15 protein-coding genes are annotated in these 19,976 nt (G+C 40.8%); 10 read left to right on the plus strand and 5 right to left on the minus strand.

The genetic code is table 11. The features are described from left to right. Nucleotides 1-87 precede the first annotated feature (87 nt). Nucleotides 88-5,265, plus strand: a complete 5,178-nt coding sequence (locus IGI73_RS03375; RefSeq protein ID WP_438759090.1) for a mucin-binding protein — start codon at nucleotides 88-90, stop codon at nucleotides 5,263-5,265. 208 nt (nucleotides 5,266-5,473) lie between these two features. Here the strand turns inward: IGI73_RS03375 and IGI73_RS03380 are convergent, their stop codons facing one another. From IGI73_RS03380 to IGI73_RS03390, 3 genes are all read right to left on the minus strand, one after another. After that, nucleotides 5,474-5,824 carry a hypothetical protein gene (locus IGI73_RS03380; RefSeq protein ID WP_016610497.1) on the minus strand — a complete coding sequence of 117 codons (351 nt, stop codon included), beginning with the start codon at nucleotides 5,822-5,824 and terminating at the stop codon, nucleotides 5,474-5,476. Beyond that, entirely contained in the window at nucleotides 5,814-6,053 is a 240-nt protein-coding gene (locus IGI73_RS03385) for a helix-turn-helix transcriptional regulator (protein WP_015509117.1), read from the minus strand. Before IGI73_RS03385 ends, IGI73_RS03380 begins: the two co-directional genes overlap by 11 nt. A 148-nt stretch (nucleotides 6,054-6,201) precedes the next feature. Continuing rightward, entirely contained in the window at nucleotides 6,202-6,522 is a 321-nt protein-coding gene (locus IGI73_RS03390) for a DMT family transporter (protein WP_086294617.1), read from the minus strand. 379 nt (nucleotides 6,523-6,901) lie between these two features. Here IGI73_RS03390 and IGI73_RS03395 point away from each other — a divergent pair, with 379 nt between their 5' ends. Then, a complete protein-coding gene (locus IGI73_RS03395; protein ID WP_438759091.1) occupies nucleotides 6,902-7,492 on the plus strand; it encodes a nucleotidyltransferase family protein in 591 nt (196 codons plus the stop codon). A gap of 169 nt (nucleotides 7,493-7,661) precedes the next feature. On the opposite strand, the gene IGI73_RS03400 is transcribed toward IGI73_RS03395, so the two are convergent. Next, the gene (locus IGI73_RS03400) at nucleotides 7,662-9,596 is read right to left on the minus strand and encodes a BglG family transcription antiterminator (RefSeq protein WP_438759092.1); all 1,935 of its coding nucleotides are present in this window, start codon (nucleotides 9,594-9,596) and stop codon (nucleotides 7,662-7,664) included. Nucleotides 9,597-9,843: 247 nt separating this feature from the next. Between IGI73_RS03400 and IGI73_RS03405 the strand changes: the two genes are divergently transcribed. The 5 genes from IGI73_RS03405 to IGI73_RS03425 all read left to right on the plus strand — a co-directional run bounded on the left by IGI73_RS03405 (nucleotide 9,844) and on the right by IGI73_RS03425 (nucleotide 15,495). Then, the gene (locus tag IGI73_RS03405) at nucleotides 9,844-10,305 is read left to right on the plus strand and encodes a PTS sugar transporter subunit IIA (RefSeq protein ID WP_005225261.1); all 462 of its coding nucleotides are present in this window, start codon (nucleotides 9,844-9,846) and stop codon (nucleotides 10,303-10,305) included. Further along, complete coding sequence (locus tag IGI73_RS03410) at nucleotides 10,302-10,625, plus strand: PTS fructose transporter subunit IIB (RefSeq protein ID WP_005237427.1); 324 nt, start codon at nucleotides 10,302-10,304, stop codon at nucleotides 10,623-10,625. Before IGI73_RS03405 ends, IGI73_RS03410 begins: the two co-directional genes overlap by 4 nt. 18 nt (nucleotides 10,626-10,643) lie before the next feature. Further along, entirely contained in the window at nucleotides 10,644-11,744 is a 1,101-nt protein-coding gene (locus IGI73_RS03415; RefSeq protein ID WP_015509121.1) for a PTS fructose transporter subunit IIC, read from the plus strand. 263 nt (nucleotides 11,745-12,007) lie between these two features. After that, the gene (mngB, locus tag IGI73_RS03420; RefSeq protein WP_428221104.1) at nucleotides 12,008-14,683 is read left to right on the plus strand and encodes a mannosylglycerate hydrolase; all 2,676 of its coding nucleotides are present in this window, start codon (nucleotides 12,008-12,010) and stop codon (nucleotides 14,681-14,683) included. A 383-nt stretch (nucleotides 14,684-15,066) separates the two neighbouring features. Further along, nucleotides 15,067-15,495, plus strand: coding sequence for a GNAT family N-acetyltransferase (locus tag IGI73_RS03425; protein ID WP_428221105.1), 429 nt, complete (start codon nucleotides 15,067-15,069; stop codon nucleotides 15,493-15,495). A gap of 84 nt (nucleotides 15,496-15,579) precedes the next feature. Here the strand turns inward: IGI73_RS03425 and IGI73_RS03430 are convergent, their stop codons facing one another. Then, on the minus strand, nucleotides 15,580-16,407 hold the full coding sequence (locus IGI73_RS03430; protein WP_016610507.1) for a LysR family transcriptional regulator: 828 nt from the start codon (nucleotides 16,405-16,407) through the stop codon (nucleotides 15,580-15,582). A 150-nt stretch (nucleotides 16,408-16,557) separates the two neighbouring features. Here IGI73_RS03430 and IGI73_RS03435 point away from each other — a divergent pair, with 150 nt between their 5' ends. From IGI73_RS03435 to IGI73_RS03445, 3 genes are all read left to right on the plus strand, one after another. Next, a complete protein-coding gene (locus tag IGI73_RS03435) occupies nucleotides 16,558-17,526 on the plus strand; it encodes a TDT family transporter (RefSeq protein WP_438759094.1) in 969 nt (322 codons plus the stop codon). 93 nt (nucleotides 17,527-17,619) lie between these two features. After that, the gene (locus tag IGI73_RS03440) at nucleotides 17,620-18,579 is read left to right on the plus strand and encodes an L-lactate dehydrogenase (RefSeq protein ID WP_010747562.1); all 960 of its coding nucleotides are present in this window, start codon (nucleotides 17,620-17,622) and stop codon (nucleotides 18,577-18,579) included. Nucleotides 18,580-18,898: 319 nt separating this feature from the next. Continuing rightward, the gene (locus IGI73_RS03445) at nucleotides 18,899-19,975 is read left to right on the plus strand and encodes an ABC transporter permease (protein WP_123834059.1); all 1,077 of its coding nucleotides are present in this window, start codon (nucleotides 18,899-18,901) and stop codon (nucleotides 19,973-19,975) included. The last annotated feature ends 1 nt before the right edge of the window (nucleotide 19,976 follow it).

The raw sequence follows: 19,976 nt of genomic DNA on the forward strand, positions 1-19,976 counted from the left end.
GTAAGAAGTAGTTGTCAACGGGCAGCTTTTTTGCATTGGGGAGAGTGTCGCTGCGCTTATTCACTTAAATTGAAAGAGGGAACAGTAATGAAAAAATCAGCGAAGCAAGAACTATTGTCGCGTCTTCTTGTTAGTTCGTCAGTGTTTATTTTGGGAAGCCCAATTGTTACACAAGCAGTTGTTAGCATCCCTGCTGCGGCCGAAACAATCAGCACTTCAGAGATAGAGGAAGCAACACTGAGTACGAGTGAGAATCTTTCTGAACAGCAAGTTTCCGAACCAGCAGTAACGGAGGAAACGACCACTTCTGAAACGGGGAGCAAAGGAAAAGCAGTTGAACAAGAAACTGAACAAGAAACAGTCGAGACAACTCAAGTAGAAGAAACGGAATCTGATCAGCGAACAGAACAGTCTGCAGAAAACGCCAGTACAGAAGAAGACACAGAAAGCAGTATGGCGGCTGATGAGAGTCAGGAAGTAAAATCTGCGCTAGCAGAAAATATATTGTGGACGGGCATGTGGGGGACTGCGCCAGCAACATTAGATATTGAAGGGGTTTTGGCTGTAGGAGCAGGTACATTAACAACTGCGGTGGATCAAGTGATTCCTTTAACGGAAGAACTTAAAAATATGGTCATAAAAAAAGTTATTCTCACAGCACCAGTCATTCTACCAGCAGATGTGCCAGGTCTGTTTGAAAGTACCTCTCATGATGGGAAAGTCCCTTCGGAGTTGGATGAAATTGTAGGACTGACTTTTCTTGATACGAGTCAAGCGACCACAATGAATAATATGTTCTATGGCTTTCGAGGATCATCGCTAGATTTGTCGAACTTTGATAGCAGTAGTGTAATAAGCTCATTGGGAGCAGGGATGAACGAATTTTTAGGCAATGCTTTGTACTTAAAGGAATTAAAGTTGGGGCCGAATTTTAGTTTTGTTGGGTGGAAAAATTCGTCAAGTAATCCCTATCCGGTCAATTTGTCAGAGCCTAGTGACATGTATGGCTTTCATTCCAGTTACTATACAGGATATTGGCAAAATGTAGGAAATGGAACAGTTGATGCGCCTTATGGCGATTATGTCTACTCATCAAAAGATCTTGTTATGTCCTACGATGGCGCGTCTATGGCGGACACTTATGTGTGGCAGCCTCATCACATTGAGGCCGCACCAGTTACGGTCAATTACTTAGATGAAGATGGCAATGAATTATTGCCCCCGAATGTACTGACTGGCGGAAATATTGGCGATACAATTGAAGTTGTTCCTGAAGATATTCCTAACTATACATTGAAGGAAGTCCATGGTGATGAGAAGGTTGTCTTTAGTAATGTTCCGCAAACGGTCACGTATATCTATAGTCCCTTGATAGAAACCAAGGAAGAAAGGAAAATTGTCGCACGAATCATTCACTATTTGCATGAAGACGGTACGGAAGCTGCTCCAGATCATGTAGATACAGTTGAATTTACTCGAGAAATAAGGACGAATCTAGCCACTGGCGAAGAAACGTTCGGTGAATGGCAAGCAAGAGATGATGATACGATATTTGATTTAGTCAAAAGTCCGGAGATAGCCAACTACTATACAGACAGGGATTTTATTGATGAAGTCATGGATGTAAAGGCCGATTCAGAAGATATTGAAGAATTTGTCATTTACTCGCCAAAGATAGTCGAATCAACGGAAACAAAAGAAGTCAAGCGAATGATCCATTATGTGTATGAAGACGGCAAAGAAGCTGCGCCAGACAATGTAGACACGGTCACGTTCACACGCACAGTGACCACGAATGAAGCAACCGGTGACAAAACTTTTGGTGAATGGCAAGCCAAAGATGATGATACAACGTTTGATGAAGTACAAAGTCCTGAAATTGACAAATACAATGCAGACCAAAAAATGGTTGATAAAGTCATTGAGTTGACTGCAGAATCAGAAGATCTTGAAGTAACTGTCACTTATTCGCCAAACATGATCGAATCTACGGAGACCAAAGAGGTCAAGCAAACGATCCATTATGTTTATGAGGACGGTAAACAAGCCGCACCAGACAAGACGGACACTGTGACTTTTACACGGACAGTGACAACGAATGAAGCAACAGGTGACAAAACTTTTGGTAAATGGCAAGCCAAAGATGATGACACAACGTTTGATGAAGTGCAAAGCCCTGAAATCAAGAACTATCACGCAGACAAAACAAGCATTGAGGAAGTCACAGGTTTGACAGCAGAGGACAAAGATCGCGAAGTGACTATCACTTATTCGCCAAACATGATCGAATCTACGGAAACCAAAGAGGTCAAGCAAACGATCCATTATGTGTATGAAGATGGCAAAGAAGCCGCCCCAGACAAAGTAGACACGGTCACGTTCACACGCACAGTGACAACGAATGAAGCAACAGGGAAAAATACCTATGGAGAATGGCAAGCCAAAGATGATGACACGACGTTTGATGAAGTGCAAAGTCCTGAAATTGACAAATACAATGCAGACCAAAAAATGGTTGATAAAGTCATTGAGTTGACTGCAGAATCAGAAGATCTTAAAGTAACTGTCACTTATTCGCCAAACATGATCGAATCTACGGAAACCAAAGAAGTCAAACAAACGATCCATTATGTTTATGAAGACGGCAAAGGAGCCGCACCAGATAAACTAGACACGGTCACCTTTACACGCACAGTCACAATGAATGAAGCAACAGGTGACAAAACTTTTGGTGAATGGCAAGCCAAAGATGATGATACAACGTTTGATGAAGTGGAAAGTCCTGAAATCAAGAACTATCATGCAGACAAAACAAGCATTGATAAAGTCACAGGTTTGACAGCAGAGGACAAGGATCGTGAATCGACTGTTACTTACTCACCAAATATGACTGAGTCAACAGAAACCAAAGAAGTCAAACAAACGATCCATTATGTGTATGAAGATGGCAAAGAAGCCGCCCCAGACAAAGTAGACACGGTCACGTTCACACGGACAGTGACAACGAATGAAGCAACAGGGAAAAATACCTATGGAGAATGGCAAGCCAAAGATGATGACACGACGTTTGATGAAGTGCAAAGTCCTGAAATTGACAAATACAATGCAGACCAAAAAACGGTTGATAAAGTCACAGGTTTGACTGCAGAATCAGAAGATCTTAAAGTAACTGTCACTTATTCGCCAAACATGATCGAATCTACGGAAACCAAAGAAGTCAAACAAACGATCCATTATGTTTATGAAGACGGCAAAGAAGCCGCCCCAGACAAACTAGACACGGTCACCTTTACACGGACAGTTACAACGAATGAAGCAACCGGTGACAAAACTTTTGGTCAATGGCAAGCTAAAGATGATGACACGACGTTTGATGAAGTGTCAAGTCCTGAAATCAAGAACTATCACGCAGACAAAACAAGCATTGATAAAGTCACAGGTTTGACAGCAGAGGACAAAGATCGCGAAGTGACTATCACTTATTCGCCAAACATGGTCGAATCTACGGAAACCAAAGAGGTCAAGCAAACGATCCATTATGTGTATGAAGATAGTAAAGAAGCCGCCCCAGACAAAGTAGACACGGTCACCTTCACACGGACAGTTACAACGAATGAAGCAACCGGTGACAAAACTTTTGGTGAATGGCAAGCCAAAGATGATGATACAACGTTTGATGAAGTACAAAGTCCTGAAATCAAGAACTACCATGCAGACAAAACAAGCATTGACGAAGTTACAGGTTTGACAGCTAACACCAAAGACTCCGAAGTAACTGTTACTTACTCGCCAAATATGACTGAGTCAACAAAAACTAAAGAGGTCAAGCAAACGATCCATTATGTGTATGAAGATAGTAAACAAGCCGCACCAGACAAACTAGACACGGTCACCTTTACACGCACAGTCACAATGAATGAAGCAACAGGTGACAAAACTTTTGGTGAATGGCAAGCCAAAGATGATGATACAACGTTTGATGAAGTACAAAGTCCTGAAATCAAGAATTATCACGCAGACAAAACAAGCATTGACGAAGTTACAGGTTTGACAGCCGACACCCAAGACCGAGAATTGACCGTTACTTACTCGCCAAATATGACTGAGTCAACAGAAACCAAAGTGGTCAAGCAAACGATCCATTATGTGTATGAAGACGGCAAAGAAGCCGCCCCAGACAAAGTAGACACGGTCACGTTCACACGCACAGTCACAACGAATGAAGCAACAGGAAAAAATACCTATGGTCAATGGCAAGCCAAAAATGATGACACGTCGTTTGATGAAGTGTCAAGTCCAGAAATTGACAAATACAATGCAGACCAAAAAATGATTGATAAAGTCATTGAGTTGACTGCAGAATCAGAAAATCTTGAAGTAACTGTCACTTATTCGCCAAACATGATCGAATCTACGGAAACCAAAGAAGTCAACCAAACGATCCGTTATGTTTATGAAGACGGCAAAGAAGCCGCCCCAGACAAAGTAGACACGGTCACCTTCACACGCACAGTTACAACGAATGAAGCAACAGGTGACAAAACTTTTGGAGAATGGCAAGCTAAAGATGATGACACGTCGTTTGATGAAGTGAAAAGTCCTGAAATCAAGAACTATCACGCAGACAAAACAAGCATAGATGAAGTCACAGGTTTGACAGCCGTCACCAAAGACCGCGAATTGACCGTTACTTACTCACCAAATATAACTGAGTCAACAGAAACCAAAGAGGTCAAGCAAACGATTCATTATATCTACGAAGGCGGCAAAGAAGCCGCACCAGACAAAACGGACAGTGTTACTTTTACACGAACTGTCATTACCAATGAAGCAACAGGTGACAAAACTTTTGGAGAATGGCAAGCTAAAGATGATGATACGACCTTTGATGCGGTGAAAAGCAAGAATATTGATGGCTACACGGCAGATGTTACGACGGTCAAAGAACAAACAGGATTGACTGTGGAAGATGAAGATAGGGAACTGACTGTGACGTATATAAAAAATCCAACCGAACCGACAGACCCATCAAAAGAGCCAAGCAACACACCAAATGATCAGACAAATCCAGAAGTTACGACATCGTCTACTGATAAGGAACCAACGACTAAAGTACCAGAAACAACAAAAACAGCAACTAGTGAAAAAATTCTTCCGAAAACTGGGGAACAAGCAACGCCTTACGGTTTGTATGGAGGAGTGGCATTGGTTGTCGCATCACTATTAGGTCTCTTTATGAAACGCTCAAAAAGAAAGAGTGAGTAAGAAGGATCGAAGAAACGCTTGAAGAAGCTTTGATCGAGTGTTGCTTATACTAAATTAGAGGTAGGAAACTGCAAACAATTTTCGAATGTTACGATTGTTTGCAGTTTTTCTGCTTTACTTCTGCGAATAAAAAGTGAGTGATCTATGAACAGGTACTGATCACAGAAAAAAAACTCGGTTCCCATCTTAAAGGGACCGAGTTTGTTTTTTATAAAAATTGTTTTCTATACTGATAAACCAAACTCAGCCCGCTCACTATAAAAGCCAGAGCATACTTGTAAAGGAAAAACTGATTCCACATGTAATCTTTTGGAAAGAGAATGTCTAAAAAGACGATCGTTAGCAGCATCGCATTCACGGAGATGTAATAAATTTTTTGCGAATGTTCATCTTCTTTGCCAATTTTTTTAGTGTAAACATAAACCAAAGCAATGCCAAAAATCAGTAAAAGCATACCGATACCTAGCAATAGGTTCCAGTTGGCATTAGAATATTCGGCCCAAGTTTTCAGACGGTAAAATAATGCGCTGGGAATATCTGAAAGTGATTTAATGACCATATTTCCTCTCTCCTTCTGTATAAGTAAATAAATCTGTGATGTCCACTTGAAAAACGTTCGCTAGACGATAGGCTAATAAAAGCGTTGGCGTATAGTTGCCTTTTTCCATGACAAAAATCGTTTGTTTTGAAACACCTACTTTGTCCGCAAGTTCTTGCTGAGTAAGCCTAGCTAACACCCGATATTCATATACTTTATTAGCAATAGAGTCGCCAAAATCTTCCTTCAAACGATCACCTCCCAAAACCATTGTAAACCATAGTTATATAAAAGTAAAGTTTAATTATACTAAAGCTAACTATATCTATACTGAAACTGAATGAATTGCCATAAAATAGCCGCCAGAAGTGAACTGACGGCTGTTTTTTTAGATATCATCAATGTCCGCTGGTAAACTTGATGCCCAAAATCCCGACTATTAATAAAGCAACGAACACCCAAGTCAGAAGGGATAGCTGGTCTTTGAAGAACACGACCCCGACAATGATCGAACCAACTGCGCCTATCCCTGTCCAAACGGGGTAAGCAATACTTAATGGTAAGTTTTTTACCGCTAAAGCCAGGAAGCCAAAGCTGAAAATCATTCCGAGTAGTGTAGAGACACTATACCAAAAGTGGGTAAATCCATTACTTAGCTTCATAGTCGAAGCCCATACTACTTCAAAAAAACCGCCTAAAAATAAATACATCCATGTCATATACTTTTTCCTCCTCAAAAAAAATAAGCATCCAGTAAACTCTTCAAGGACCTAATGAGTTTACCAAACACTTCAATCACCCGGTGGTGGTTTGGATATTCAATTAATGTGACAATAAGAAAATCTTAGCTGAAAAGGGAGGGATTGTCAAATAAGTGGAAATTGTTGGTAACTATCGCTCTTTTGATTTTTAGTTGATAGTTGTCATTTTTTTCTATTTAAAGCAATTACTTTGAATAAAATGATACAATGTCTATAAGTAAAAAAAGTTTTGTCAGAGTCTAATTAAATATACATTCGCATCTTATTTAGATGGTATAGAATCTCACAATTATTTTGAAGATTATTTAAAAATAATCCTTAGAAAAGGAGAAGAACAATGTATCAGAATAAGAGTCTAGCTATTCAAGAAACGGTATTGATTAATATTTTGAAAAAAGATACTACTCTTTACAAGATCATTAAAGATGTCTCGGCTTTAGGTATTCCAAACCTCTATGTCGGTGGAGGAAGTGTCACGCAGTCTGTATGGAATCATCTTTTTTCTAAGCCCATCGGTTACGGAATAAGTGATGTGGATATCGTTTATTTTGACACAGATTTGAGTCAAGAGAGAGAACGCATGGTACTAGAACAAATAGTGGAAACTACTAAACAAAATCAATATGCGCTGGATGTAAAGAATGAGGCAAGGGTGCACCTATGGTATGAAGAAGAATTCGGGTTTTCTATTCCCGCATATACCTCTACTGAAGAAGCGATCAGTACTTGGCCTAGTACTGCAACCTCGATCGGTGTTTTTTTTGATCAGGAAAGCAAGCTCCAGGTTTTTGCCCCTTATGGCATGTATGATCTCTTTTCTGGGATAGTAAGACCAAACAAAGCGATGATTTCCCGGGAAGTTTATGAAAAAAAGATTGAAAAATGGTGTTCGAAGTGGCCAGAACTTAATGTGGTTGGCTGGCAGTAACAACTGGTGAACATAGTGATTTATGCATTAATCTTTGAATAGAAACTGTTTGATTTTTAACATATGTCTATCGTTCATGATTTCAGAAACCTTCTATTCCTTAACCATAGTTTGCATGCATTTCACAAAAGTTAGAATCAACAAAAGGAGCTGGATTCCCCAGCTCCTTTTATAATTGCTTTATACAGCTCAAAAAGTGGTGATAGTCACTTTTTTGCAGGATTGCTTGTTGAATATCTTCACGATCCATCAATTCTAATAAAAGACTATAGATTTCTTCGGTATCTTCATATTCGTCTTTTTGAATCGCAAAGAGAAAGACAAATTTAACCATATCACCATTTCCCCAATCAACACCATCAGGAATGATCGCCACTGAAACGGCTGAGCGTTTTGCCATCAATGTCATGGGATGGGGGATAGCAAGCCACTCGTTAATATTGGTCTGATTGATTGCTTCTCGTTTTTTCACACTATCATAAAAATCTTGGGGCACAAAATCTTTTTGGTACAATTGCTGCGCCATTTTCTTTAGTAAGGTTTCTTTATCTGCATGATTTTCATGAAGAAAAAATGCTTTTTGAAACACTGAATAGATACCATCTTTTGATTCACTGAGCGTTTCAATGAACGGTTCGATTTTGCCAATTTCTTTATCTAGCTTGGCCATGTTGATGTAAATAGAAGGAACCGAGAACTGTTCTAATGGAACGGTTGTGATCACAAAATCAATGGAAGAAAGATCACATTGTTGTAGCTCGACGTAAGAAAAGCGATCAACGACTTCGATCGTTTCTTGATAGTGTTTGATAATTTTTGCTTCAATAATACGACTCATGGCTCGTCCGGTTCCGCAAACAAGGATGACGCGATGTTTATGATGATTTCTGATGGAACTCCTTTCCATAGCACCTGCGATGTGCAAAGCGATATAGCCGATCTCATCAGGAGAAAAATAAAAACCGTGTTTCAGGCTTACCGTTTCTAAATGAGTCAAACATAAATCATAAGCCTGTGGAAAAGATTTTCTGATCGTTGCCAGCAATGGATTGCTACGGCGTGCATCCATTAGATTCATGTTGATAAAGCCCTCAATATGAGATGTCAAATCGTCCATTAGCATCTTGTCTGTCTCTAACGCATAGTTTGACGTCTGTTTGATCGCAGTTAATAATTCTTCCACAATGGCTTTCGCAGTTTTCGTGGAAGAATCGCTTGCATCGCCTGTTTCAACTAAACGTGGTGCATTCATCGCAAGATAGTAAATGAAGTATTGTTTTTCTCCAGCAGTCAATTGTATATCAAATGCATGATCGATTTCTTCTAAGAAGTGACCAACAACTTTCTGGGCGTCTTCTTTGAGCGCGGGCACGTGCAAGGGAAATTCGTTGATCTGATGGCCAGCTATAAAGCGACTGATTGCTAAAGCAAAATGAGAAAGAATGTTTTTATGATAGTAGTCAGAGTCTAACAAGTCTAAGGGCGCCAGATGATTTAATGACAATTCTTGCAAGCGGGTCAGATCAATCGTATCAAACAACTCAAGTTCCATTTCCGTAAAACCCACCAAATACTCTTGGAGATCTTTTTCAATCAAAAGATCACTGATTGCTTGTCGCTTGGCGAATTCGTTACCCAAGACTTCAAAGCCAATATTTGGACGATTTACTATTTTTAATTGATAGGTCGCTAAATTGTCTCGAGCCGTTTTTAAGTATGAGTAAAAGGTGTTTTTACTAATAAATAATCGATCAAGAAAATCATCTAAGGATAAAGGGTTTTCATTCTTAAATAAAAGGAAAAGTAGATAGGCTTGTCGTTCTTCACTCGTATTTAGAAAGGACTCGGTAGTCGACATACTTTCAGTCCACCAGTCATGAAATCGTTCTTTTGAACCAATAGACAACAAATAGCCCTGCCCTCGAATCAACTTGATGGAGGCACCCACATTTGTTAACAAATCGTTCAAATTTGCAATGTCTGTCCGAACCGTTCGCTCAGAAATCGAGAAGCTTTTTGTTAACTCCTTCATTGGTAGCGGCGCCGTTTGTCTAGTTAATACTTCCATTAGATCATCTAATCGTTGATAAGCAAGTTTTGACACTTGTTTCACCTCCGTGCTCTTTCTCATCATACAATAGAAAGGATAAGAATGAAATGCTTCACCAGTACCGAAAATTTCCAGAAGAGTTGGCAATCATTTTGGAAAACGCTTTACTAATGATTGCCACTTGAATTGGAAATTTGTTGTGTTTACATCGTGAATTAGAAACCGTAAATTAAACGTGTACAGAAAATAAACCACACGAATTACGATAATGGTTTCATAATAAAGGAAAGGAGCAGATGAGATGGATTTTCAGAAAAAAAATATTCTCTTGAATGTGGCTGTTACATCAAAAGAAGAACTGTTTCACGTAATTGCGCATCATGCCTATGAATCAGGGATCGTTACCAATGCAGCAGATACATGTGCGGCATTCATTGAACGGGAAGCACAATATTCAACCGGCTTACAAGAAGGCTTTGCTATTCCACATGCAAAAGCTGAACCGGTTTTGGAACCGACCGTTTTGTTTATTCGTTTAGAGCAAGCCATCGAATGGGAAACCTTCGATGATTCAGCAGTCAAAAATGTGTTTGCTTTGATGGTTCCTAAAAAAGATGAAGGAACGGTGCATCTGCAAATGTTGAGTCGCCTAGCAACCGCATTGCTTGAAGAGACATTCATCCAGCAGATTCAACAATCAGAAGACAAAGCTTATTTAGCAGAATTGATCAAAAAGGAAATGATGGGAGAGAAAATTGTATGAAAATAGTAGGAATTTCCGCCTGTCCAGCTGGATTGGCACATACACCGATGGCGGCAAAAGCTTTAGAAAAAGCTGGTGCTAAACTTGGCTATGAGGTCAAGATCGAACAGCAAGGCTCATTAGGGCAAGTCAATGAGATCACTGCAGCCGAAGCAAAAGAAGCAGATTTCTTGCTTTTAGCGACTGACCAAAAAGTTGTTGGGATGGAACGGTTTGAAGGAAAACCGCAAATTCGAGTAAATATCAATACGTGTATCAAAGCACCGGAAGCGGTGCTGAAGAAATGTGTAGCTGCTGTTGAACAAAGAAACGCAAACTAAAGGAAAGAGGCAAGGATGATGAAAAGAGTTCTAGCAGATTTAAAAGGCCACTTGATGAGTGGAATTAGTTTTGTACTGCCATTGATTATTGGTGCTTCACTGGTTGTTGCCATTCCGAAAATGATTGCTCTTGGTATGGGGATCACAAGCTTAGATCCTTATGCTGACACGGAAGGCTTTAAACATGCGCTTTATTTGATTGAACAAGTAGGGTGGACAGGAATCGGCTTGATCAATACTGTCTTGGCTGGTTTTATCGCGTATTCTGTTGGAGATAAGGCTGCGCTAGGTGCCGGCTTTATCGGTGGTGCAGTCGCTTCTAGCACCAATGCTGGGTTTTTAGGGGCAGTTATTGCTGGGTTCTTAGCAGGATACTTAGTGAAGTGGGCGAAAGAACATATCAAATTACCGGAGTCGTTTGCTGGGGTGATGCCGCTGGTAATTTTACCCTTGATTGCTACATTGTCTGTAGCAATCGTCATGGGCGCCTTACTCTCTGAGCCATTGGCGTGGATCAATACTAGTTTGGTTGAATGGATCCGAACCATGATTGAAAATGATGTTAACAAAATTTTACTGGCAGTCATCATGGGGGCAATGATTGGCTCTGACTTAGGGGGACCTGTAAACAAAGCTGCTTGGATGGCAGGAAATGTGTTACTAGCGGAAGGAGTCTATTTACCAGCCATCATCGTGAACGTTGCGATTTGTGCGGTACCATTTGGATATGCCTTAGCAACTTTGTTCCACAAAAATCGATTCAACAAAGAGCTACTGGATGCTGGGCGTAATAACTTTATTATGGGGTTCATCGGAATCACAGAAGGAGCAATTCCTTTTACATTAGTCAATCCATTACGGCTTGTGCCGATCAACATGTTGGGAGGTGCAATTGCTTCTGGTTTGGGGATCGCATTAGGAATGTATGACAAAATGCCACCAGTTGGGGGAATCTACGGCTTCTTCACTGTTGGAAACGGTTGGGCGTATTTGATTGGACTATTTGCAGGAGCAGCCTTCATCGGTTTTGTCGCGCCTTTATTCGTGAATTTCAATAAGCAAGAAGAACAAACAGAAGATATTGCCCTCGATGATATTGAAGTGAGCTTTGAAAACTAAGCAACAAGGCTGATTAGCTAAATAGTAGCAAAAGAAAAGGCACGATCAGGTGAATTTTCAAGAACGGTTTAAGGTATCTGACAAGGACAAGACTTGGGGAAGAAAATAAGAGTATTTGAAGAGAAACGATTTTCAAAATTCGAAGCATTTATGTAAGGATCAAATTATGCGTACCAGATGGTAAAAAAATTGAGAAAAATTAATAGGCACGAACGACACCCATCGTTACGTGCCTTTTTTAATCACGGGAGAGGAATGATTGAATGAAAAAAACAGTACATGTCGTACCCCACAGTCATTGGGATCGCGAATGGTATTTTACGACGAGTCGCTCGAAAATCTATTTGATGCACGATCTAAAAAACGTCATTGAACAACTAGAAAAGGATGATCCTTATGAAAGTTTCATTTTAGATGGACAGGCTTCTCTGTTAGATGATTACTTGAAATGGCGCCCACAGGACAAAGAAAGGATTCAACAACTTGTCCAACAAGGAAAATTGATCATTGGCCCATGGTACACACAAACCGATCAATTAGTGATCTCGGGAGAAAGCATTGTTCGAAATATGTTATATGGCATGAAAATTTGTGAAGCATTCGGAACCTACATGAATGTCGGCTATGTGCCAGATTCTTTCGGACAAGCAGCTAGTATGCCACAAATCTATCGTGAGTTTGGTATCACTGACACGATGTTTTGGCGCGGTGTCAGTGATGACGATGTTAAACACACAGAGTACAAATGGCGTGGAGAAGATGGTTCTGTGGTCAATGTTTACCAGATCCCAAGTGGGTACTACATTGGCGGTGCCATTCCTGAACGAGAAGCAGAATTAGCAGAGTTCTTACATCAAGAACCGTTTAAAACGACTTGGGGACGCAGTGCAACGGATCAAGTGTATTTTCCAAATGGTTTCGACCAAGCACCAGTTAGAGAAAATCTTCCAGAATTGGTTGATCGAATGAATCAACTGTATCAGGATGAGTATGAGTTACAATTTTCAACGATCGAAAAATACATTGCTGCGGTCAAAGCACGCCATCCTGAGTTGGAAGAAATCGCTGGTGAACTGATCAACGGCAAATTGATGCGAATTCACAAAACGATTTTTTCTTCACGTCCTGATTTGAAGGCGATGAACACTCAGATCCAACATTACTTAGTCAATGTCATGGAGCCTATCTTAACCATGGCTATGCAATTAGGATTTGAGTACCCCGTAGAAACAGTCATAGAGATTTGGAAGTTAATGTTTGAAAATGCGGCGCATGATTCGATTGGTTCTTGTGTTTCTGATACGACAAACGAAGATATCTATATGCGCTATAAGCAAGCGCGAGATATTTCTATGAATCTTGTCGAATTGATGTTACGACAGATTTCTATTGCAATCAACAACCCACAAGCAAAAGAAATTACTTTTACGCTTTTCAATACCTATGACACAAAACGTAATGGGGTGATCGAAGCAGAGGTTTATTTGCCGCAAAAAGAATTTGCGATCCTTGACCAGTCAGGTCAGGCGTTACCTTATACGATTTTAGAGCTTACCGACCAAACGGAGTATGTGTTGAATCAGGGGAACATATTAGATCCAGTCAAGGAGATCTATTTGCCGGAGAAAGTCTATAAAGCAAAGATTGCCATAGAAACGACTGACGTGCCGAGTATGGGGTATACTCAGCTGACAATTGATTTAAAAGGTGATACAAGCGCACCATTGCAGGAGATTACAACCAATACGATCGAAAATGAGTACTATCAGATTACTGTCAATAGCAATGGCTCGTTAGATATTCTAGATAAAACCAATCAGGTGCTTTATCAAAATCAAGGGATCATTGAAGAAAATGGCGACGATGGTGATTCATTCAATTATTCACCACCTGTGAAAGATTTTGTGATTTCATCAATTGATGCGCAACCAACGATCTCGATTCAGCAATCAGCAATCTACCAAAAGATTGATGTGGCATTCACGCTGAGGGTTCCGAAGGATTTAGCTGAACGTGCAGAAAAGAAGGTCTCGGCTTCACTACCGATCCAATTGACGATCGTGTTGAAAAAACAATCGCAACAAATTGATTTCAACTTAACGGTTGAAAACCAACAAGTGGATAGTCATCGGGTATGTGTGCTATTTGATACCGGAATTGCCTCGAAATTTTCGCTGGCTGACCAACAGTTTGGTACGTTGCAGCGCCCTGTTGTGTTTGAAAAAGAAATGGCTCTTTGGGAAGCTAATAAAGAGCAATGGAATGAGCAGCCGATCGCCATAGAAACTTGTCAATCGTTTGTCGGTTTATTCGATGCATCCCATGGCGTAGCAGTCATGCCCAAGGGTGTACGTGAATATGAGATCGTGGGCAAAGCGTTTAATACGATTCGCTTAACGATTTTCCGAACCTATGGCTTCATGGGGAAAGAGAATCTACTGTATCGACCAGGGCGTGCTTCAGGAGAATCAGTGATTGCAACACCAGCTGCACAGTGCCACAAAACGATGCACTTTGATTTCTCTGTTGCTTACTTTGCTCAAGGATTTGATCAAGCAAATGTTGCACAACGTGCCAAACAAGCAGTAACACCGATCACTCTTTATCAAACCGCAGAATTCCTGAATTCCCGCTTGATTTTTACTTTAGGACCGGTTGAACCAACCTTACCGGCAAACTTTAGTCTTTTTGAGATCAATGGCAATCTGACCCTGAGTGTATTGAAAAAAGCCGAAGATCGTCCAGGTTATATTTTTCGCCTATACAATGGGCTTTTAGATGAATGTGGACACGCGACGATCACATTCAATCATCCAGTGAATGTAGTAGAAACAGTCGATTTAAAAGAAGCTACAAAAGAAGCACTTGTTGTGAAAAAGAATGTAGTCACTCTTGAAAAAATAGGCCACGCAAAATTTGTGACATTGTATGTAGAGTAATCACTACTGAGAAAAAGTCACGCGAAGCGGCGAGTCCGCTTGTGCCATAGAAAAGTGAAAAAGGTTCGTAAGTCTTATCAAAGTATTTACGAGCCTTTTTTAATACTAATGCGAAACAGACGAGAATCTTTGTAGGTTGAATGCCAATAGCGAATGTATACCTAAGCCATCCTTTCCAAGGTATGCAAAAATCTCTCCTCTGTACGAGTTGCACGAAAGGAGGAAAGTCAGAAGGCAGCTTGTCGGTTTTCTTTTAATTCTTATTTCAATCTCAGTTTATGTAGTTTTTGGTATTTCACATCAGCGGCGCAGAACGGGCTTTCTTGACAAATAAGCATTCTAAAAATATAGTTGAGTCAAAAGCTGCAAGACAGGAGAATATCATGAAAATTAGAGCCGCAGCATTGTCTGATCATAAAGAACTAACTCATTTGTCGAAAGTACTAGGCTATCCGATTGAAGAAGAAGTATTGATCGAAGGCCTAAAGAGAATTTTAGCTGAGGAGGATCATCTCTTGCTTGTTGCCGAAATAAAGGGAAAAGCAGTTGGGATGATTGAAGCACAGCCGTATTCAACAGTTTATTCTGCTGGGCAATTTTTTAATGTCTTAGGTTTGGTAGTGGATGATCAAGTGCAAAAGCAAGGCGTTGGCGGGAAACTACTGTCGGCAATTGAAGAAGAAGCCCGACAGCGAGGAATGCAAGGCATTCGATTAAATTCGAATGTTAAACGCCAAGCTGCTCACAGGTTTTATGAAAACCATGGCTATCATAGCAGTCATGAACAGAAACGGTTTATCAAGGAATTATAAAAATACAAAGACGCTGGAGGAGTGACAAACGACACTCCAGCGTCTTTTTTTGTATTCACTTTAATTGGTTCAAAAGACTAATATTTATGGAATCAATGCCAACAACAGCCGTTTAATCTCCTCATAAACCTCTCCGGTTTCCGGCGTCACACGCTGACGATTCTGAATGATAAAAAGATCACGATAGCGGTACTCTGGATCAAGTTCCTGCCAGGGCAAGTCTTCTGGTAATGAAAGTTTCGAAATGATCGATTTGCCGATGTTTTGTTTTAGTAGGGACAAAATCACTTCGCTATTATTGGCTTTGATGATTTGCGGATGCAGGTGCTGTGCGTACAGATAGGTTTCGTTAATGTAATACATCCCCGAGTCGTTTTCTCGCAAGACCCAAAAATCAGAAGCGAGGTTGCCTGCTAACACCAATTCATCGCGATAAACGAATTCTTTTTGGATCAATGGCGAAACGATTGATTTTTCGATCAGGCCGATATGGGCTTTGTTTGATTCGACGGCATCGATCACTTCTTGCGAATTCATGATTTTGATTTCAAAGGCAAACGTTGGAAATTCTGCAATCAGCTGTGCCATGATGCTGGGCAGTAAGTAAACGGCGGTGGTATTCGAACAAGCGAGCACACACGCTGTTTTAAAATTTTTGGTGTCTTTGGCTTGCGAAAAAATAGTGGACAAAGAGCGGAGGGACTCGACCACACGAGGATACAAAAACTCCGCTTGGCTAGTGGGTAAAATCAATTGTTTTCCTTTACGTTCAAAAAGCTTGAAGCCAAGTTCCGCCTCTAAGCGTTGGATTTGTAAGGAGATCGTTGGCTGAGTTTTATAGAGCTGTTTGGCGGCAAGACTAAAGTTTCTCGTTTCATAAACAACAATGAAGGTTTTGAGCAATTCAATCATTTTGCGGACTCCTTTATTATTAATAAAATTTATAATTAGTATTTAAAAGAACAATTTTACAAATAGTTATCAGGTGATTATAGTATAAGTGTAGAGAAAAAAGAAAGCAAATTTAATTGAAATTTTCATACATTAAGAAAGGATGAGTTGATGAAAACATCGATCCAGCATTTTTTACATTCATTGCCAATCCCGATTTGCGGCTTGATTTTAGGCACTGTGTCTTTGGGGAATTTATTGTATTCAGAAGGAATGGAGACGGTTGGAAATGGGTTTTGCACCCTTGGTATTTTCATCATGGGGCTCTTCCTTCTGAAAGTAGGCTTTACATTTAAGCACACGATGTCAGAGTTGCAAAACCCAATCGTTGCTTCGGTGGCGCCGACCTTTACGATGGCGCTGATGGTGATTTCCACTGTTTTTGAACGGGTCATTCCCAATGCAGTGGTGAATGATCTGCTCTGGTGGGGGGCTATCGGCTTACATTTTGCTTTAATGATCTATTTTGTTGTCGTGCATATTTTGCCTGTTGACCTTTCGCTGGAATACATTTATCCAAGCTGGTTTATTACCTTCGTCGGGATTGGCGTAATTCCCAATACTTCTGCTGTCTTTTTTAAAGAGCTAGGAGAAGTGATCGTCTGGATCACATTGGTATTGTATTTTGCGCTTTTGCCGATTATTTTAAAGCGAATCGTCCATCAAAAGCTGACGGAACGGGCGGCAGTTCCATTGATCACGATTTTAACAGCACCAGGTTCTCTTTGCTTAGCAGGTTACCTTTCCGTATTTGAACAAGGCTCTGCTTGGTTTGTCGCCTTTATGCTGTTATTGTCACAAACGATTTATTTCTGTGTCGTCGCTTATATGAAAAACATGCTGGCAGTCGGGTTTTACCCAAGCTATGCGGCATTTACGTTTCCTCTTGTGATCTCGGCGACGGCAATGTTCAAATCAGCACTGTTTTTTGCAAATCACCCACTGATATTTGGGTTTCTACAAGCCTTAACGATTATTGAAACAAGCTTTGCCGTGATTATCGTCAGCTATGTGTTAGGAAAATATGCTGTTCATTTGTATCAGCAAACCAAAGCGCTGATTGCCGATCATAGTTACTAAGAAAGTACAAAAAATCATCCATTTTTCAAGAAAATGCGTACTCTACGCAAAACAATAGTACAAGTATTTGAAAAGAAAGGGAAGGGATCGCACATGAAAAGTACAAGCAGAAAAGTTGTCGTTGTCGGAACAGGTTTCGTTGGAACGAGCATTGCGTATTCCATGATCAATCAAGGACTGATCAATGAATTGGTCTTGATCGATGTCAATCGGGACAAAGCAGAAGGAGAAGCCCTCGATTTGTTAGACGGTATGTCATGGGGGCAAGAAAACATCAAAGTTTGGGCGGGAGAGTACTCGGAATGTAAAGATGCTGATATCGTCGTTATTACTGCAGGGATCAACCAAAAGCCAGGACAAACACGGCTTGAATTGATCGATGTGAACGCCGAAATTATGGCAAGCGTCACAAAACAAGTGATGGCTTCAGGCTTTGATGGCGTGCTTGTCATCGCTTCAAACCCAGTCGATGTCTTAACTTATCAAGCATGGCGTGTGTCCGGGTTGCCAGCCAATCGTGTCGTTGGTACGGGAACGACCCTCGATACCACAAGACTTCGAAAAGAAGTGGCGGCAAAATTAGCCATCGATCCACGAAATATTCATGGGTATATCATTGGGGAACACGGTGATTCGGAAGTCGCTGTCTGGTCCCATACAACGATCGGTGGGCAACCGATCGTAGAATTGATCAAGCAAAAGGATCGTTTGACCGTTGCCGATCTAGCGGTTCTTTCTGAACGAGTAAAAAATGCCGCCTATGAAATCATCGATCGAAAACAAGCAACTTTTTACGGGATAGGCATGAGTGTCGCAAGAATCGTTCGAGCGATCTTAAATGATGAGCAAGCGATTCTGCCGGTGTCTTCCTACCTTGATGGGGAATATGGCATCAACGATTTATTCACAGGTGTTCCTGCAGTCGTGGACCAAAACGGCGTCCGCGAAATTATTGAATTGACGCTTACCCCTGAGGAAAAACGGCAGTTTGATACTTCGTGTCATCAGTTACGAGCAGTAATTTCCACAATTGGACAAAGCAAGGTCAGCTGATCTTTAGAATACGATTAATGAAATCCTCGTGTTCGTTTTTGCCTAAGCATGGTTCGACTATTTACGGTCGGCCATGCTTTTTTTACATCTAGCCAAGAATGTTAAAAGGAAATGGCGTATTTTACGCGAAACGCCCACTATTCAACTCTCTTTTTTCTCACTCCTTTAAAAAAAAACATCCTCAGTGAATGACAGAAAAAGAATGATCGATCAACCTTACAAACTTTCCGAGTTGTAAAAAGTGACAAAGTGTCACCTTGTGTGGTATTCTTCAAAAAGTGACACTTTGTCAACATTTGGAAAACAGGAGGAAAGAGCAATGTTTCTGGCTATAAAAGAAATGCGTTATTCAAAATTAAGATATGGGCTGATCGTAGGAATCATGTTTTTGATCGCCTATGTTGTTTTTATATTGTCTGGCTTAGCTACCGGGCTTAACTGGGATTTTAAAAAGGCCATCGTCGACTGGGATTCATCCGCGATCGTTTTATCAGAAGATGCGAATGACACATTTGCGGCTTCGCAATTGACGAGAGGGGATCTTGACCGTGTAGCAGGGACTCAAAAAGCCCCGATTGGTTTATATAGCAGTGTCATCACGGTCAACGATGAACAAGTCAATGTGACTGTTTTTGGTACACAAGACGATGCGTTCTTGTTACCAGAAGTCTTAGAGGGCAAGCTGTTTTCAAAAGAAAATGAGATCACGATTTCAGAAAACTTAGCAGAAGAAGGTATCAAGGTCGGGGACCAAGTGAAAATCGGGCGTTCAGATGAAACCTTCAAAGTCGTTGGGATCACCCCAGAAACGTCTTATACGGTCTCACCAGTGATTTATACTTCCCTGGATACTTGGACGAAAATGAAGTTTGCTAATCAACCATTCGCATCTGATAAGGAGCAGCCAATCAATATCATTGTGACCAAATCAAGTGATCCGAAAGTCGATAACCAAGAAGGAACCCAGCTCAAAGTGTTGGCAACGGAAGACTTTATTGAAAAGCTTCCTGGATTTTCTGCCCAAAACTTGACCTTAAATGCCATGATCTACTTCTTATTTGTCGTTGCAACGGCAATCGTGGGGATTTTCATGTATGTGATCACCCTACAAAAAACGGCGATTTTTGGTGTGATGAAAGCCCAAGGGATTCGGACCAGCTTTATTGCTAAATCAATTATTGCGCAAGCATTTATGGTCGGTGTGATCGGGGTAGCCCTAGCCTTTGCGGCGGCATACGGCACCAGTTTGTTTTTACCAGATGCCATGCCATTTTTCTTTGAATTAAAGCAGTGGCTGCTTTATAGCGGCATCTTGATTCTCGTGGCAGTTCTAGGCGGCTTATTCTCCATTCGGACGGTCACAAAAGTCGATCCAATCACGGCAATAGGAGGGTAAC

Source organism: Enterococcus sp. DIV0755f (assembly GCF_051713725.1).
Taxonomy (GTDB): domain Bacteria; phylum Bacillota; class Bacilli; order Lactobacillales; family Enterococcaceae; genus Enterococcus_D; species Enterococcus_D casseliflavus.